Source organism: Flavobacterium adhaerens (genome assembly GCF_040045115.1).
Classification (GTDB): Bacteria; Bacteroidota; Bacteroidia; order Flavobacteriales; family Flavobacteriaceae; genus Flavobacterium; species Flavobacterium adhaerens.
Window position 1 is genome coordinate 281,987 of record NZ_JBDLZX010000002.1, and the last position, 17,618, is coordinate 299,604.

The window sequence follows — 17,618 nt, forward strand, 5'->3', positions numbered from 1 at the left end:
CGAAAAAAATGAATCATTTATGTTAAAATAACCAAAGTTTTCTAATTTGTAATATTTAATGAATTGGCTGTTCCTTTTCCGATGACTTTTTCATACCGATCAATAGAATTTTTGTAATATACCAAAACCGTATAGTCATTCTCGGTTTGATAAAAATTTCCGTCTGGAGCATTCTCAAGATCAATGATTCCTTTACTATTTACAGTTAGATATTGATAATTTGTAAATCCTTGTTTGATCAAAATGGCTTTCTCGTATTGCCCTGTTTTGGTATTAAAATCCATTTTGTTTTCTGGAGTCATGCTGTAGTTGTTGAACATTCCAACCACATAAATAGACGAACTTGGACTGATTAAAGGAGCAGACAACGTAAAATAGACCCAAGAATAATCAGATTCAGTAATGTTGTTTTCGGCATTAAGCTGTCTTACACTAAAGTTTCCATTAAGATCCTGATAAGTAGAGTATGGAAAACTGGTTTTGGCTTCATTTCTAAATAAATGGGTGTTGTAAATACCATTGTCTGAATTAACAAAACTCACATAATTATTGGGGCTTTTGATGTCTTTTGAATCAAAATTTAAAAACTCATTTCCTGCCCAAAATTGCGTTTGTTGATCGTACTTGTAAACATAGACATTCCCAAGGTTGTATTGCGGAACAATGTTTTTGATGGCGGTATTAAAATTACTGTTTTGCAATAAAACCACTTTTAGATTTTGAGTTGGATTTTGAAGCAAAAGTTGATCGGCATTGATTTCAAAATCTAAATTGTGTTTCGTATAAATGTTTTTTACAGTTCGGGGTCTTTTTATTTTTAAACTTACAGAGACTTGTTCTTCGTACAAAATAAAATAGCGTTTCATGACAATTTCTTTGTCCGAATTTAAGATCGTTAATACGTAATTACCACTAAGTTTTATTGTGGTAAAATTATTAGGAAGTGTTAATTGATAGTGTGTAAAAATTTGTAAAGTGTTGAATGAGTTTTCTAGTGTCTGAATTTTCTGCCCATCAAAACCAGATAAATATTCACTTTTAGGAATGTCGGTAGGAACCCAGTTGTAATCGCAATGGGTGATTTCGTAATAATAGTCGGCTTCGTTGCCAAATAAATCGTCAAATTCGAAATTGAATGTATCGCCTAATTTGAAAACAGGGACAATATTACTACTGTTTTGAGTGAAAGAAGCTGTTTTGATGTTATATGGCGGAGCTACTTCGGTTTGGATTTGTGCTGAAATGGAAAGGCAAAATAAAGAAAGAAGTAATATAGCTATTGATTTCATTATAGATTCTCGTTGATGTGGGGTAAATATACAAATTATAGAAGACCTAACAGGTTTTTAAAACCTGTTAGATCTAAAACTATTCTAATATAAATTCCAAATTCTCCTCAATTTCATCGCCAATGAAATTTTCATCTAAAAGCGAATCCGATAATAGTTTTTTGCTTTCTTGTAATCGAATGATTTTTTCTTCGACCGTATTTTTAGTGATAAATCGAATCACGTTAACTTTGTTCATTTGTCCAATTCTATGCGCACGGCCAATTCCCTGTTTTTCGGCAAAAGGATTCCACCAAGGATCTAGGAAGAGCACATACGAAGCTTTGGTAATATTGAGACCGACCCCACCAGCTTTCAACGAGATAAAAAACAACAAAGGTTTTTCCTGATTCTGGAAACGATTCACTTGGTATTCTCGCTCTTTCAAGTCTGTTTCGCCAGTAAGTTCACAAAAATCGATTTTGTTTGCCGCGCACCAGTTTTTGTAAAAATTCAAGTTAGAAACGAACGAACTGAAAACAATCGTCTTTTGGTTGGATTGTACCAAAGTCTCCAAATATTGAGTTACCGCAATATATTTTCCAGAATCCATTTCTGATTTTGAATCCACCATTTTTGGGTGGTTGCTCAACTGTCGCAAACGCATTAGGGTATTGATAATACTGATTTTATCAACAGCATTTCCATCGGTTTTCAAGAGTGAATTGCGGGCTTTGGATTTTTCCTCTTCGTACAATTTCTCTTGTTCGGGTTCCATTTCGCAATAAAAAATCTGCTCGGAAAGCTCGGGCAGGTCTTTTAGAACCTGTTCTTTGGTTCGTCTTAAAATAAAAGGAGCTATCAGATTTTTTAATTCGGATAAAGCATTTTCATCTTGTTTTTTCTCAATCGGGACTTTATAATTTTCGGTAAAAAAAGAATGGCTTCCCAAAATATTTGGATTGATAAATTGCATCTGCGACCACAAATCATCTAGCGAATTCTCTATGGGAGTACCGCTTAACGATATTTTATAACTCGCTTTGATTTGATTAATTGCTTTGAAAATTTTAGAGTTTTTGTTTTTGATGTATTGGCTTTCGTCTAAAATCAAATACCTGAAATTGTATTTTTCCAAAATCGAAATGTCTCTCGAGATGACTGCATAACTCGTGAAAACCAAATCGTATTTTTCTAGTTTTTTGGCAATCAGTTTTCGGTCGTTGCCAATGTATTGCACTCGGCGAAAATGCGGTGTGAATTTTCGAGCTTCGTTATACCAATTGAAAACCAATGACGAGGGAAGTACAATTAGCGCTTTGAAATATTCTTTTGGCATTGGAATTTCGTTGCCGAACAAATCCAACTGAACGTTTTCGACTCTTTCAAAATCCAATTGCTCTTGTACCGCAACCAAAGTTGTCAACGTTTGCAATGTTTTTCCCAATCCCATATCGTCGGCTAAGCAGGCGCCTAATCCGTTGTTAAAATGTTCTAAAAGCCACTGGACTCCCTGAATTTGATAAGGGCGTAATGTTGCTTTTACCAATGGCGATGGCTGATATTCTAGTGTGGTTGCTGTGGTATTTGTGCTTTTGAATTCGGATATGTTCTCCAAAACAGCAAAATTGCTTTTGAGCAACATCAGATTTCTATTTTCTACTTTAGCCAATTTTACCAACGGACCGTATAATGTCATCCATTCTAATGGAATTAAAAAATAACTTCCATCGGGTAACAAAAACAACCGATTTCTGTTTTTGATGTTGGCAACAATTTCACTAAAGTTAAATTCAAATGAATCGCAAACTACTGTCATTTTAATATCAAACCAATCATTCTTTAGTTCATTTGAAAATTGAATAGTTGGTTTTTGAGTGTTGATTTTTTTACTGTCAATTTGTAATTCATTTGTCGAAAAACCTAAAGAGTTTAAAACTTCCTGATTTTCAATTATCCATTGAATATTGCTGTATGGATCTTGTTTTTCATTCTTTGGCGAAAGCCCAAAAAAACCATTTTCTGTTTTAGATAAACCTAATTCTATTAGCTTATCAGCAAATGAGGATTCGGCTTCACTGCGTTTGTATTGGGTAAGTTTGATGTTGTTCAAATCATTCAAATCAATCGCAGAATGTGTTTTTTTTGTTGAAATTGAATCAAATGCATAACCGTTATAATCAAATCGAAAATTGAGATAATAACAGTTTTTGAAAAAATCCAAAACCGGCTGAATCGAACAGGAAACGATTGTGTTTCGATTTTCGATTTCAAAACCAGTTGCCGAAATTGTTGACTTTTTGGCAATATCCTTAATGAACTTTTCAAAAAAATCTGGAATCAATTTTGATGGAATCTCAACCGATTTTTTGGTCAAAAAAGGAGTGATTTTTTTGGTGTTAATGTCTTTTAATTGATACAATTTATGGTATGCTACTAGCCATCCTGGCTCATCTAAAAGTAATGTGATGGCAGTATTTGAGGGATGAAATACGGTTGTTTCGTCTTTTAAAAGTAAGGTGTACGTAATTCCGTTTTCGTGCTTGTCAAATTGAAGACTAGTTTCTAATGGTAAATTTTTAGTAGAAATTCTACTAATACGGAAATCTTTTTCTTTTCCTAAATTCAACGAAAGTGGAAAATCTTCTTGTGTGATTAAAGTATAAAATTGTTCTAAATTCGTTTTAATGAATTGCCGAATTCCAAATTCTAATTTGCTGTCTTTAAATAAATCTTCAATTGTTTTGGCAGATTTACTGTTTTTTCTGAATTTCTTAAAAATGGCTTCAGGTTTGAGCACTTCACAAACGGATAAAATCTTTTTGGTGTTTGTGTCTAAATTTTCAACAGCGATACCAAAACTTTCAAGTACCTCATTACTCGCTTTCTTGTCTAAATAGGTTATAGCTTCAGAATGTTCGACAATATAAGCTGTCGGAATATAGGTGTTTAGTTTTTTTTCTAAGCTGATGTCAAAGCAGAACTGAAAGGAGTTTTTAGTTTCCAAAAGCAAAAGTAGGTTTAATGGTTAGGGGATTTTAAAACACGAATTTCACTAATTAGCACGAATGAATTAGTGCTAATTAGTGAAATTCGTGTTTATTTTTGAACTGTTTATTTAAAACAAACGGGAATGATTTCGCCTTTTGCCAAACAATATTTTTCTACCAATTCGGGAGCGATTTTGTTGGTGTAATCTTCTTCGACAACTGTAAAACCGATACTTCTTAGTTTGTCAAAATAATCACGACCGTAAATACGAACATGGTCGTATTGCCCGAATATTTTGGCGCGTTCTTTTTGGTCGGTAATCGTGTCATCTGCAAAAGTGACTTCTCTTTTTAAATCCTGTGGAATCTGAAGAATTGCCATTCCGCCCGGTTTCAAAACGCGGTACAATTCCTGCATTGCTTTGGTATCATCTGGAATGTGTTCTAATACGTGATTGCAAAGGATTACGTCGTATTGATCGTCCTCGAAAGGTAAATTACAGATGTCTGCTTTTACATCTGCCAAAGGGGAAAGCAAATCAGTCGTGGTGTAATCCAGATTTTTTTGCTTGCGAAACAATTTGTAAAAAGCCTGCTCTGGCGCAAAATGCAATACCTTTTTTGGTGCCGTAAAAAAATCGGTTTGTTCGTTTAAGTACAGCCAAAGCAAACGGTGTCTCTCTAACGAAAGCGTACTTGGCGAAAGCACGTTGTTGCGTTGTGTTTCGTAGCCATACGGCAACATCGATTTGAAACTTTTTCCGTCGATAGGATCTGTGAATTTATCTCCTTTTAATGAAAATGCGATAATGGGTCGCGCCACATAACTCAAACGAATTAATAAAGGACGAGGGATTGTATTGAGTACTAGTTTAAACACAGATTTCATTTGATAAAAATTTAAACACGAATTTCACTAATTTACACGAATGAAGAGTGTGTAAAAAAAAGAATTTCACGAATTATGATATGATTAAAGAATTATTCTTTTGTATTTTAGGCTGTCTTCCCCAAAATTGACAAGTAATCCTAGCTTGTTTTGCGATGCGGCAAGATAGTTTAATGTTTGTTTAATTTCACTACTTGAAAGTTCTTGAATTGCTTTTATTTCTAAAATAATTTCATCAAAAATTACAAAATCAGCAAAATAATAAGTTGGTAAAATAATCTCTTTATATTCGATGTTGAATTTAGACTCTCTTGAATAGGGAATATGGTTTTTCTTAAATTCATATTCTAAGGCATCTCCATAAACTTTCTCACTATGGCCTTTTCCAAGGATTTTGTGAACCTCCATACAAAGTCCAATAATTGTATAAGTCTCTTCTTTTAAATATAAATCGTGCATTTTTTGTAGTTAGTGAAATTTTAATAGATTCAGAATTCGTGCTAATTCGTGAAATTAGTGTTTAAACCACCAACGGCACTTTCCTAAATTCATCCTCTTCGTTACTCACGATTCCTAACTCTTTATAGATATAGTAGAAAGTCGAAAGAATCTCTGGTTTTCCATCGATGATGGCAACGTCGTGTTCGAAATGAGCAGATGGTTTTCCATCGGCGGTAGTAATTGTCCAGCCGTCTTTATGTTGTTTGATGTTGCGAGTTCCCATATTTATCATCGGCTCAATAGCAACTACCATTCCTTCGATTAAAAGTTTACCACGACCTTTTTTACCATAGTTTGGCATTTCTGGGTCTTCGTGCATTTTTTGACCAACACCGTGACCAACTAGTTCACGAACAACACCATAACCGTGTGCTTCTGTGTATTTTTGGATAGCATTCCCAACGTCTTCTACTCGGTTTCCAGCACGCAATTCGCGGATTCCAACGTATAAAGATTCTTTGGTAACCTGAAGTAATTTTTTGGTTTCTGGAGCGACTTCGCCAATTTCAAAAGAATAGGCATGATCTCCGTGAAAACCATTTTTGAAAGCCCCACAGTCAACCGAAATGACATCACCACTTTCCAGAGGTTTGTTGTTTGGAATTCCGTGTACTACCTGAGAATTTGGACTCATGCAAAGTGAATTTGGGAATCCATAAAGTCCTAAGAAACTTGGTACAGCGCCGTGGTCTCTAATGAATTCTTCGGCTCTTTTGTCTAGATATAATGTAGTGACTCCTTCTTTTATTTCAGAAGCAATCATTCCTAATGTTTTTGATACGATTAAGGCACTTTCGCGCATTAATTCTATTTCCTCGCGGGTTTTTTGAATAATCATGTTTTCGAATTTTCAGAGTGCAAAAATACACTTTTAAAATTATTTAATTTGGATTTGCAATAATTTTAAAAAGAAGTGAATTCGAAATAAAATATCTGTTTTCTAAACTGATTTCTGCCAATTTTGCACTAACCGAATTATTTTCTCTAGTATTAATTAAAAACAAAGAACTTTCGCCAAAAGAGAATAAACGTTCTTCTGATTCCAACATGGTTTTGTTGTCTTTTGATAACGCTTTTACCAGTTGAAGTTGTTTTTGAAGAGAAGTAATTTCTGTTTTTTGCGCTGTTATTTTATTACTAATCTGTACTTTTTCTAACCCCAAAGTATATTGTGATTCTTGAATTTTAAATTTGGTTAGCTTTAGTTTGCCTCTTTCTTTTCTTAAAAAAATGGGAAACGAAAAGTCAACACCAATTTTGTAATCATCATTGTTAAACTGATTTAAATAATTTGATTCGGTTAAATAAGAATACCCCAAATTGATTTTTGGCAATAATTCGTTTGCACTTAATTTTCGTTCAACATCCAGAATGTCGATTTTGTTTTGAAGTGCATTTATTTTGGGGTGATTTTCTAAATCAAAATTAGAATCAGTAAGATTATTAGTTTGTAATGTAATTTGAATGGTGTTTTCTAAATTGGTTTCAGGTATCAATTCATCCGAAATTTCCATAGGAATAGCATTGTCAAGCCATAAATAATTGGATAGTTCTAGTTTTGCTTTGACCAATTTCAGGTTTGAATCTTCTAAACTTAATAGGCGATTTTTTACATTGATTCCAGCTTCAATACTATCAATTGCGGGTTTGTCTCCATTTTTGATTAGAGACAAAATTCCTTCGTATCTTGATTGCGCATTTTTGGTGTAGTTTTTATACAGTTGGACTTCGTCGTAATTTTTTTTCCAATTAAAATAAGCCACCGAAGCATCATAAAGTATAGCAGCTGCTTCGAGTTGGACTTCGGATTTAGTTTGTTCGATTTGCATTTTTGCTTTGCGCAAATCGGCCATTCTTTTATTGATCCATAAACCTTGCCCAACAGGAATGCTGATTCCTAAAGATGTTAAACCATCTGTTGGAGTAGTGTGTTCTGGGTTGAGGTAGTAACCGTCATTGTTTTCGAACCCAGCTTTTACCTCAATACCATACCAAGTTGGAATTTTGAAACTGCTATTCAACAGCGAATAATATTCTTTCCCTTTAAATTGTTTTTCGGCATAATCTAATTCAATTTTTGGGTCAAAAGCACCACGCGCCATCATCAAATCTGCTTGAGCTTTGTTGAGTTCTAATTGGGCGTTTTTTACCAGTGGGTGAAACTTTTTTACAAATCCTAAGAACTCATTATAGCTCAGTTCTTTTGAAATCGTTTGTTGCCCATTTACTCCTATTGTAGCAAACAAAATTAGGTATAGAAGCTTTTTTATCATTTTTTATCTTTTGATGTTTTTGTTTCTTGTTTATAGTAATTTGGTGGGAATCCGTTTAAAACCCTCCAGATTTCGAACCAAATTGGCACATTGTCTAATAAGGCCAATGTTTGAGCACCAGAACCAATGCTCAGTTCTTTAGGCCATTTTGCTTCGTCTTTGTCGGGAGCAATTAGAACTCTGTATTTTCCGTTTGGACTAATGAAATTTTCGATAGCAACAATGGTTCCGCCAAAAGTTCCGTAGGAGATATCAGGCCATCCTGAGAATACAATAGTTGGCCATCCATCAAACCACACACGAATTTTTTCTCCTTTATGTATTAAGGGTAAATCTATTGGATCTACATACGTTTCAACAGCTATTTCATATGAAGCTGGCATTATGGTTGCAATTGCAGTTCCTTCCTTGATGGTTTCGCCAATTCCGGATTGTAATGCTCTATTGATGTAACCGCTTTGTGCTGCCTTGATATAGTACATGTGATTACGAATACTGTAGTTGGCATGTTGATTTTCTAGTTTGTTAACTTGTGCTTTTGCATCGTATTGGCTACTAAGCGCAGTGAATTTATCACTTTGTGATTTTGATACTTTCTCGGAGTATTCAGCATTTATACGGCTAATTTCGACTTTGGCATTGATTAAGTCATTTTTGCTACTCAATAATTTATTTTCTTGATTGATGATTTTAGCTTCAACTTCTTGGAGTTTTAATTTTTTTTCTTCAACATCTGTTAGGGGTTTCAAGCCTTCTTTATTGAGTTGAATGGAACGGTTAAATTGTGTATTGGCGATTTTTAATTGTGTGTTTGCTGCAACCAAATCAATGCTATCGCTTTTTATTTTTAGTCGGGCTTGTCTGATTTTGTTTTGAGCTTGCTCTAATTTCAGTTTTTTCTCGGCTTCAATAGCTTGTAATTGATTGTTTAAACTAACCACTTTGGATTCATAGGATTCGACAGCACTTTTCTTGGCCTCTACTTGGTTTTTGGTGTTTTCAACCAAATTCGGATCCATATAATCTTCTTTGATCTCGGATATGTATAAAATAGTATCGCCTTTTTGAACAAAATCTCCCTCTTGTACATACCATTTTTCTATTCTACCCGAAATTACACTCTGAATAGACTGAGGTCTTTGGTTAGGTTTTAAAGTTGTTACAGCTCCAGAACCCGATATGTTTTGGGTCCAAGGCAAAAACAAAATCGCTATGGTAAGTATCGAAGTGCCCACGATGATTTTATTTAAAATCGTGTAATGCGTTTTATTCTCTAGGGATCGAATCGTTTGAAACTGATCTAAAGATTGTTTGGGTTTATTATTATTTGAAATATTTAGCATCTTTCTTAATTTTTTGAGTCTGATATTATTTTACCATCTTCCATCGTTATGACACGATTGCATTTTGTTTTCCAATAAGGATTTTTAGACGAAACAACAATAGTCCAACGATGCTCTTTAGAGGTTAAAAAATCAATAATTTCGTTGGCCACATTTTCGTCCATAGTATCGGTAGGGTCTTCGTAAAAAAGAATTTTTGGTTTGTGAATAATACTGCGAGCCAATAGTATTTTTTTGACATTTGATGAAGAAATTTGTTTGGCTTCTGGATAAATAGACGTTTCTAATCCATTTGGTAATGATTTGATAAAACGGCTCATTTGTAATCCGTTAATTGCCCATTTTAAATTATCCGAATCGATGTTTGGGTTGTTAAAAGTTATGTTATCTCGTATAGATCCTTCAAACGGTGTTTCTCCATTAATAATACACCCAATTTGTGAGCGGTATTGTTTTAAATTTATTTTTTTGAAACTGTCATCGTTTATATAAAATGAACCTGCGGTTTGTTGCAATAAACCTGAAAGAATTCGGATCAACGTGGTTTTTCCAGAACCATTTTTTCCGTCCAAAAAGATGTGTTCTCCTTGTTCGATTTTTAGATTGATCATACTCAAGGTTTTTTGTTTGGATTCAGGAAACCTAAACATTAAATTATCAGTTTCTATACTTATATTGGTATAGCAATTATCGTACGGATCTGTAGTTTCTTCTTCTAAACTCATATCCGAAACTTGTCCGATTTTCTCAGTAGCAGTCAGTACATCATAAAATGTTTCTAGACCCAAAATGATTTTTTCGACAGAGGTGATGACCAATAGAATAATGATTTCGGCTGCCACAAATTGACCAATATTCATTTCTTGTGAAAGAACCAAATAGCCACCAACTGAAAGCAAAGTTGCCGTAATCAAAATTTTGAAACCAATCAATTGGATAAATTGTTTCTTGATGACATTAAAATGTTTTTCTCTGTAGTCTAAATAGCCCGTAACAATTTTGTCGTTCTTTTTCAACGCATAACTGTAGTTCAATTCACTTCGGAAACTTGAATTGTTTCGAGCAACTTCTTGTAGCCAACCCGCTACTTTGTATTTGAATTTGGATTCTTTCAAACTGGTTTCGATTCCAGTTTTGTATGAGAATTTGAATATGAAATATAACAAGAAGAATAACAAAATACCGAATACGATAAAAAAAGGATGGTATAAGGATAAGAGTATAATTCCGAATGCGATTTGTAGTATGGCAGCCGAAAAATCGATTAACAATTTTGAAGTCCCTTTTTGAATGGTTAAAGTGTCAAAAAAACGATTGGCAATTTCTGGAGGATAGGAGTTGTATAGCTCTTCAAATCTAATTTTGGGTAATCTAGTTGCAAATTCAAACGAGGAACGAACAAATATTTTTTGTTGTAAATTTTCGGTAATTCGTAATTGCATTAACGATAATAATCCAACCAAAGCCACTCCAATAAGAACAATAATTATCAATACAATCCAAGAAACGCTGGCATGCCCAGATTGAATAAAGTTGATTATCGCTTGGATTCCCAAAGGCAAAGATAGACTAATGAATCCAGCAAAAATGGCATAAAAAAATATTTGAATAACATCTTTTTTATCCAATTGGAGCAAATTATAAAAACGTTGTAATGGTGTCATATATGAAATTATTTTTTTAGAATTCGGGTAACTAAATCATTATAGAAAGAGGTTACAGTTTTGGTTTCATTGCAATCCGTTATTGTTTTTAAATGGTCATTCAAAAAATGTTGATGCAAACTACCTTCTACTATTGTTGATGCTAAACTTTTGGAATAAGAATATTCGGGATTTACTTCCAGAATGAAACTAGCCAAAAGGTTAATGATGCTTTTATAAACCAAAAAATAACCGTATTTGTTATCCTCATCTACATCTTTGGTGTATAGCGCTTTGTTGAATTCGAATATGATTATTTTGTTTAAGATTGATTCGTTAATGTGTTTTGTGCTATCATCATCAATAATTTTTTCGGTAACAACTATCAAAGCTCTTTTTAATTTTTCGGTTGGATTTTCAATAGAATCTGTTGCCTGAATGAGTTTGTTTTCTATCCATGACCAATACCAAGTTGATAAATAAATTACCAATTTGTGTTTGTTTTCAAAATACCTGTAAATAGAACTTTCGTTGGATTGTATTCGTTCTCCAAGTTTTTTAAAAGTAAAATGCTCTAATCCGATTTCGTCAATTAATAAGATACTGTTTTGGATTATTTTTTTACCCAATTCTGAAGTTTCAGGATCTTTTAGATACAACTTTTGGTTTGTTTTTATTTTTGATTTTTCTGTCAAAATGCTCATTTTTAGTGCGTTTCTGTAACAAAGTTAATAGTATTACTTTTAGTATTTTAGTTTTAACATTAAATTATGCAAAATGAGAATGTTTTCTAATGTTATTTTAATGTTGGAGTTGTTTAAGAGACATTCTGCGTGTAATTACTGATAATTCTTAAAAGAAATTGGTAAATTAGCTAGAAAAACACAATGAATATTTCTACCGATACTACAGTCAAAAAAAGAAGTTTGGCTAAAATGAAAAGTCTTGCTCTAGGCATTTTAATTTTGGCTATAGTTTGTTTTTTTGTAGCCAATCATTATAAAATTGGGTGGTTGAAAGCAATGAGCGAAGCTGCGATGGTTGGTGGTATAGCCGATTGGTTTGCAGTTGTTGCTTTGTTCAAACATCCATTAGGAATCCCAATTCCCCATACTGCTTTGATTCCGAGTAATAAAGATAAGATAGGGGAGAATTTGGGAAGTTTTGTTTCGGATGAATTTTTAACTCGCGAAAAATTAGAGGTAAAAATAGAACAATTCAATGTTGCTCAGAAATCTTCGGATTGGTTAATTGATGAAAAAAATGCTGTCCTTGTAGCTGATTTGATTGTGGCTAATGTGATTCCTCGAGTTTTAAAAACTATTGACGATGAACAGGTGAAAAATTTTATTCAAAAACAGTTTAAGGCTAAATTAAGTAAAGTGAATTTTGCCGAATGGATTGCTTTGGGTTTGGAATCTTTGGCAAAAAGCGAAAAACAGGAAATGTTGGTTACCAATGTTCTTAAAACGCTGATTGTAGAATTGGAAAATAATAAACATTTGATAGAAGAAAAAGTAAAAAAATCTACACCGTTTCTTTCTTTTGGATTGGCTGATAAAAAAATAACGGAAGGTGTTTTTAACGGCTTGTATGATTTCTTGGTTCAAGCCAGTATGAAAGATAGTAGTATTCGATTAAAAATTAACGATTATGTAATGGGCTTTATTTCTGAGTTGGGAGAATCTCCAGAGATGCAGCAAAAAGTGAATGATTTGGTGGTGGGATTTGCCCAAAAAAATGAAGTTCAGGATTATATTGCAGGGATTTGGTTGGAAATAAAAACAGCCATCGAAAATGATTTGGCCCTACAAGAGGGATCTTCTATTAGAAATAGTATTTCTAATATGATTCAAAGTTTTGGTAAGGGAATTCAAGATGATGAGGTTATGATGACAAAAGTTAATGATTTTGTTAAGAATGATGTTTTGTCTGTATTGATTAATAATAAAAAGATGATTGGCGATTTAATTTCGTCAACCGTAAAAAGCTGGGATACCGATGAGGTTTCTCAAAAACTAGAACTTGAAATAGGGGGAGACTTGCAGTTTATTAGGATAAACGGAACGTTGGTGGGAGGTTTGGTTGGACTTTTGATTTATGCTTTTGAATGTATATTGGCACAATTTATTCGATAATTTCAGAAAAGGATTAAAATAAAAAAAGGCTATCTGTAATTGGATAGCCTTAGTTTTGTATAGAAAAAGTTTCTTATAATAAAGAATGACTGGTCATTGCTGCTGGTTGTTCAACTCCCATTAAGGCAAGAATTGTTGGAGCAATATCTCCTAAAACACCATTGTTAATGTTTTTCAATTCTTTATCTACCAAAATAATTGGCACCGGATTAGTAGTGTGAGCTGTGTTTGGTGAGCCATCAGGATTAATCATTGTTTCGCAGTTACCGTGATCCGCAATGATGATGGTAGTGTAATCGTTGGCAAGAGCAGCTTCAACCACTTCTTTTACGCAAACATCAACAGCTTCACAAGCTTTTATTGCAGCCTCCATAACACCTGTGTGACCAACCATATCTCCGTTGGCAAAGTTTAAACAAACGAAATCAACTTCCCCGTTGTTTAATTCAGGAACCAAAGCATCTTTCAATTCGTAAGCACTCATTTCTGGTTGTAAATCGTAAGTAGCTACTTTTGGGGAATTTCTCAAGATTCTGCTTTCGCCTTCAAATGGTGTTTCTCTACCACCTGAAAAGAAAAAGGTTACGTGTGGATATTTCTCAGTTTCGGCAATACGGATTTGTTTTTTTCCAGCTCTCTCTAAAACTTCCCCTAATGTTTCAGTGATGTTGTCTTTGTTGTACACTACTTTTACATTTTCATAAGTTTCATCATAATTAGTAAGCGTCACATAGTACAATTTCAATTTATGCATGTTTTGCTCATGGAAATCTTTTTGCGAAAGCGCTTCAGTCAATTCACGACCTCTGTCAGTTCTAAAGTTGAAAAAGATAACAACATCATCTTCTTGAATAGTTGCTAGAGGTTGATTTTTGTCATTAACCATTATTATCGGGCTGATGAACTCATCAGTCACTTCTTTTTGATAGCTCTCTTTAATACTAGCTACAGCATCGGTAGAGTGTGTTCCCTCTCCGTTTACCACCGCATCGTAGGCTAATTTTACTCTTTCCCAGCGTTTATCTCTATCCATTGCATAATAACGACCTGTGATAGAAGCTAATTTTACAGTAGTTTTTGAAATGTAATCTTGTAAATCTTGTACGTATTTTTCACCTGACTTTGGATCTACATCACGACCATCTGTAAAGGCATGTACAAATACATTTTCCAATCCATACGATTGTGTGGCATCAATTAATCCACGCAAATGGGAGGTGTGCGAATGAACTCCACCGTCTGAAAGTAATCCTAAAAAATGTACTTTTTTGTTGTTTCGTTTTGCGTATTCAAAAGCATCAATAAGTACTTGTTCTTTGGCTAAGGTTTTATGTTCAACAGCAAGATTTATTTTGGCCAAATCTTGGTAAACAATTCTTCCTGCTCCCAGATTCATGTGTCCTACTTCACTATTACCCATTTGTCCATCAGGAAGTCCAACATTTAATCCATCTGTACGAAGTTGTGCATTTGGATATTTTGTATAAAGGCTATTTATAAATGGAACATTTGCATTGTCAATTGCAGAAACTTTAGGGTCAGGTGATTTCCCCCAACCATCTAAAATCATTAAAATTACTTTCTTATTCATGATGTGAAATTTTTGTCAAAGATAAAATTTTCTAAAAAAAGATGTTGCTTAAAACTACGATTAAATAGGAAAATAATAAAGTGCAACAAATCATCAAAATTGTGTTGTAAAAATCAGGTTGCGATTTGCACTGTTTTAGATATACAGAGTCTTGAGAGTTAGATACAATGTCTTTTTTTGGTTATTAACTTTCTTGTTTTAGTTTGAATTTTAGGAATTGTCAAAACCGAAAACACCGATGAAATGTTAAAATTTACCGACAAAGTGCATTTTTTTTCTTTATGGGTTGATATTCTTTGTATATTTGGCGCAAATAAATATTTAGGTAATGGGTAGATATACAGTGTTTTACAAGTCAATTCTTGCAATGGGAGTTGTATTTGTTTTATTTGCATTTACTGCAAATTTTACTAGTGTTTCAAAAGTAGGTGTAGAAAAGAAAATTGTAAAAAAAGAAACAGTCGTTGATGAAAACACGGTTGTTGATGACAAAATTGAAAAAGCCTATAAAGAGTTGTTTGCAAACAACTACGAATTACCTAGCCATGAGTGTTTCGTTGAAGGTGTAAAAGGATTTTATTCGTTAAAAGATAAAGGAATCTTTAAACAAGATGTAATAACTTTAATCGATTTTAGTTTGGCTTCAAGTCTCAAAAGACTTTGGATTGTCGATTTATCTAATAATAAAGTTTTGTTTCAAACCTATGTAGCGCATGGTATAAATACAGGCGATGTATTTGCGACAAATTTTTCAAATGCCCCTGAATCCTTCAAAAGCAGTTTAGGTTTTTATGCGACAGGAGAGTCTTATAAAGGAACTCATGGACTTTCACTTAGATTAGATGGTTTAGAAAAAGATGTTAATGATAATGCCCGTAACAGAGCTGTTGTACTTCATGGTGCTAAGTATGTGTCTGAGTCCTATATTAAAAATTATGGAAGAATTGGCAGAAGCCTTGGTTGTCCTGCAGTTCCTGTAGAATGTGTTGCTAGTATAATTTCGATGATAAAAGGAAAGTCTTGTCTGTTTATTTATCATCCTTCCACTGTTAAACAAGATGATAAGCTAGTTTCGTAACTGATTGTATAAACCAGCATCTAGGTTATAGATGTCGTTTCTAAATATTAATTTATTATTTTCACTCCACGCTGTCCAATACCAAAGGTAAATTGCATAGCGTTTTTTTATGCCTATAAATAATGTTTTTTTGGTAGCAATAATTGAGTCGATTTTTGCTTTCGAAAATTGTTTTGGGTTGTCTAATAATAATTCAACTAATTCTAAAGGGGTTTGTATTCTAACACATCCAGAACTCAAAGAGCGATCGTTTCTGTCAAACAAGTTTCTGTGATTGGTGTCGTGCAAATAAACGCTATGGTGATTTGGAAAGTTGATTTTGACAACTCCCAATGAATTGTAATAGCCAGGTTCTTGAACATATCGATAACCATTGGGTCTTTTTTCGTTCCATTTTAGAGGATCAACTTTTCTGTTTTTATAATCGTAGATGGCAATGTTTTTGTTTTTTAACGAATTTCTGTTTTTAATAAATTCGGGTAATAGGTCTTCCTTTAAAATTGTTGGAGGTACTGTCCATGTAGGGTTAAAAACAATGGTTTGTAATATAGAAGTAAGGACTGGTGTTTTTCTATCGGCCTTTCCTGTTATTATTTTTTTGGTCATGACCTTGCTTTGATTTTCAACAACATTTAAGTTGAAATCTGGAATATTGATTAAGACATAGTTTTGAGCAAAAGGTCTAGAAAACCATCTCCAGCGCTCCAAATTTGCAATAATTTGGTGTTTTCTTTCTTCTTTGGTAAGGTTTAAAGCTGTGATTGTGTTTTTGTTAATAACTCCATCAGGTTTTATCCCATGACGAACCTGAAATTTTTTGACAGCATCAATTGTTTTTTTATTGAAATATGGGCTAATACTGTCTGTTTTATTTAAATCTCCCCAATACATTAGTTTTTGTTTTAATGTGATAATAGAAGGATTGCTGGTAAAAGGCTCAATTTTTTCACTGCTGTTAATTGAATCAGTTTTGTCATTTGGCAATTGATTGATAATAGACAATGCTTTAATTAATTTTTGATACGTTAATGCTTTTGGCTGGCAGTTCTTTATTTCATTTGATAATGAATTGTTTTCTAAAGCATTTATTAAAACAGTTTTAGTATCTAGTTTTTTAATTTTTAAATCCCAATTATGATAGAGTTTTTTTGGATTCAATTTTCCATTATGAAGGTGGGCTAGGTATTTTTGAAAGTTGTACGTGAGTGCCAAATCATAATGGATGAGCTCTTTTTCGTCAAGATCATCTATTTTCCTCTCTAATTTGAGTAATCTTTGAATGTTGTAATCGTCAGGATTTAGTCCTTCAATGTCACAATTACGAATGGTTTCTAAAATTGTGTCTCTGTTTTTTTTAGATTTCCAAACCGTTTGATTGTTTTTGAAATTATAAAAATCAATGAATGATTTGTTTTTGTAAAGACGTATTATTGCTTTGTTGATCTTAATAGTTTCAATTTCCCCATTGTTAGTGTTTACTATGGTTTCTTTTTTACAACCAAATAGTATGATAAGGATAATAATATTTAAATAATACTTTTTCATCTCAATCTTTTATTGCTTCAATTTGAATTCTAATTAGAATTTCATTCGATTTTTTAAAATGATTTCGATTTGGGTTTGCAAAGATGTTACTAATATTTTAATTACGGTATAATTCTTACTAATTTTTTTTTGGTTTTTTTAATTGAAATGAAATTACGTCCGAACTATTCTTTATAATTGATTATTCATCGCTTTTTGAGTCAATTTGTAATGTAAAAACGCTGTGATAAAATAAAACATGAAATCATTTAAAAGTATAACGTTTTAATATTAAATTGGTTGTGAGTTTGGGAAAAAAAAAGGAAATATTTTTTTGAAAAAAAATTTGCAATTAACTGTTTTTATTATTTATCTTTGCG

The 17,618-nt window shown here is 33.0% G+C and carries 13 protein-coding genes and 1 pseudogene; 2 read left to right on the forward strand and 12 right to left on the reverse strand.

Going from position 1 to position 17,618, the window contains the following annotated elements; all coding sequences use genetic code 11:
- Positions 1 to 41: 41 nt before the first annotated feature.
- From ABEB18_RS03925 to ABEB18_RS03965, 10 genes and pseudogenes are all read right to left on the reverse strand, one after another.
- Positions 42 to 1,289 carry a type IX secretion system plug protein gene (locus ABEB18_RS03925; protein WP_348797765.1) on the reverse strand — a complete coding sequence of 416 codons (1,248 nt, stop codon included), beginning with the start codon at positions 1,287 to 1,289 and terminating at the stop codon, positions 42 to 44.
- A 79-nt stretch (positions 1,290 to 1,368) separates the two neighbouring features.
- Positions 1,369 to 4,275, reverse strand: a complete 2,907-nt coding sequence (locus ABEB18_RS03930; protein ID WP_348797766.1) for a DEAD/DEAH box helicase — start codon at positions 4,273 to 4,275, stop codon at positions 1,369 to 1,371.
- Positions 4,276 to 4,382: 107 nt separating this feature from the next.
- A complete protein-coding gene (locus ABEB18_RS03935; RefSeq protein WP_348797768.1) occupies positions 4,383 to 5,147 on the reverse strand; it encodes a methyltransferase domain-containing protein in 765 nt (254 codons plus the stop codon).
- A gap of 84 nt (positions 5,148 to 5,231) precedes the next feature.
- Entirely contained in the window at positions 5,232 to 5,606 is a 375-nt protein-coding gene (locus ABEB18_RS03940) for a GxxExxY protein (protein ID WP_348797770.1), read from the reverse strand.
- A gap of 61 nt (positions 5,607 to 5,667) precedes the next feature.
- Positions 5,668 to 6,486, reverse strand: a complete 819-nt coding sequence (gene map / locus ABEB18_RS03945) for a type I methionyl aminopeptidase (RefSeq protein WP_348797772.1) — start codon at positions 6,484 to 6,486, stop codon at positions 5,668 to 5,670.
- 43 nt (positions 6,487 to 6,529) lie between these two features.
- Positions 6,530 to 7,921 (reverse strand): TolC family protein, encoded by a 1,392-nt coding sequence (locus tag ABEB18_RS03950; RefSeq protein ID WP_348797774.1) that lies wholly within the window; start codon positions 7,919 to 7,921, stop codon positions 6,530 to 6,532.
- Complete coding sequence (locus ABEB18_RS03955; RefSeq protein WP_348797776.1) at positions 7,918 to 9,264, reverse strand: HlyD family secretion protein; 1,347 nt, start codon at positions 9,262 to 9,264, stop codon at positions 7,918 to 7,920. The genes ABEB18_RS03950 and ABEB18_RS03955 overlap by 4 nt, the downstream gene beginning before the upstream one ends.
- 5 nt (positions 9,265 to 9,269) lie before the next feature.
- Complete coding sequence (locus tag ABEB18_RS17485; protein ID WP_438861432.1) at positions 9,270 to 9,914, reverse strand: ATP-binding cassette domain-containing protein; 645 nt, start codon at positions 9,912 to 9,914, stop codon at positions 9,270 to 9,272.
- 165 nt (positions 9,915 to 10,079) lie between these two features.
- Positions 10,080 to 10,928 (reverse strand): annotated as a pseudogene (locus tag ABEB18_RS17490) (ABC transporter transmembrane domain-containing protein); the annotation flags it as partial.
- 8 nt (positions 10,929 to 10,936) lie between these two features.
- Positions 10,937 to 11,611: a TetR/AcrR family transcriptional regulator gene (locus ABEB18_RS03965; RefSeq protein ID WP_348797778.1), complete on the reverse strand. Its 675-nt coding sequence runs from the start codon at positions 11,609 to 11,611 to the stop codon at positions 10,937 to 10,939.
- Between the two features lie 183 nt (positions 11,612 to 11,794).
- Here ABEB18_RS03965 and ABEB18_RS03970 point away from each other — a divergent pair, with 183 nt between their 5' ends.
- Entirely contained in the window at positions 11,795 to 13,045 is a 1,251-nt protein-coding gene (locus ABEB18_RS03970) for a DUF445 domain-containing protein (protein WP_348797779.1), read from the forward strand.
- A 73-nt stretch (positions 13,046 to 13,118) separates the two neighbouring features.
- On the opposite strand, the gene gpmI is transcribed toward ABEB18_RS03970, so the two are convergent.
- Entirely contained in the window at positions 13,119 to 14,636 is a 1,518-nt protein-coding gene (gpmI, locus tag ABEB18_RS03975; RefSeq protein ID WP_348797780.1) for a 2,3-bisphosphoglycerate-independent phosphoglycerate mutase, read from the reverse strand.
- Positions 14,637 to 14,964: 328 nt separating this feature from the next.
- Between gpmI and ABEB18_RS03980 the strand changes: the two genes are divergently transcribed.
- Positions 14,965 to 15,714, forward strand: a complete 750-nt coding sequence (locus tag ABEB18_RS03980) for a murein L,D-transpeptidase catalytic domain family protein (RefSeq protein ID WP_348797781.1) — start codon at positions 14,965 to 14,967, stop codon at positions 15,712 to 15,714.
- Here the strand turns inward: ABEB18_RS03980 and ABEB18_RS03985 are convergent.
- The gene (locus tag ABEB18_RS03985) at positions 15,703 to 17,259 is read right to left on the reverse strand and encodes a L,D-transpeptidase family protein (protein WP_348797782.1); all 1,557 of its coding nucleotides are present in this window, start codon (positions 17,257 to 17,259) and stop codon (positions 15,703 to 15,705) included. The genes ABEB18_RS03980 and ABEB18_RS03985 overlap by 12 nt on opposite strands.
- Positions 17,260 to 17,618: the final 359 nt, after the last annotated feature.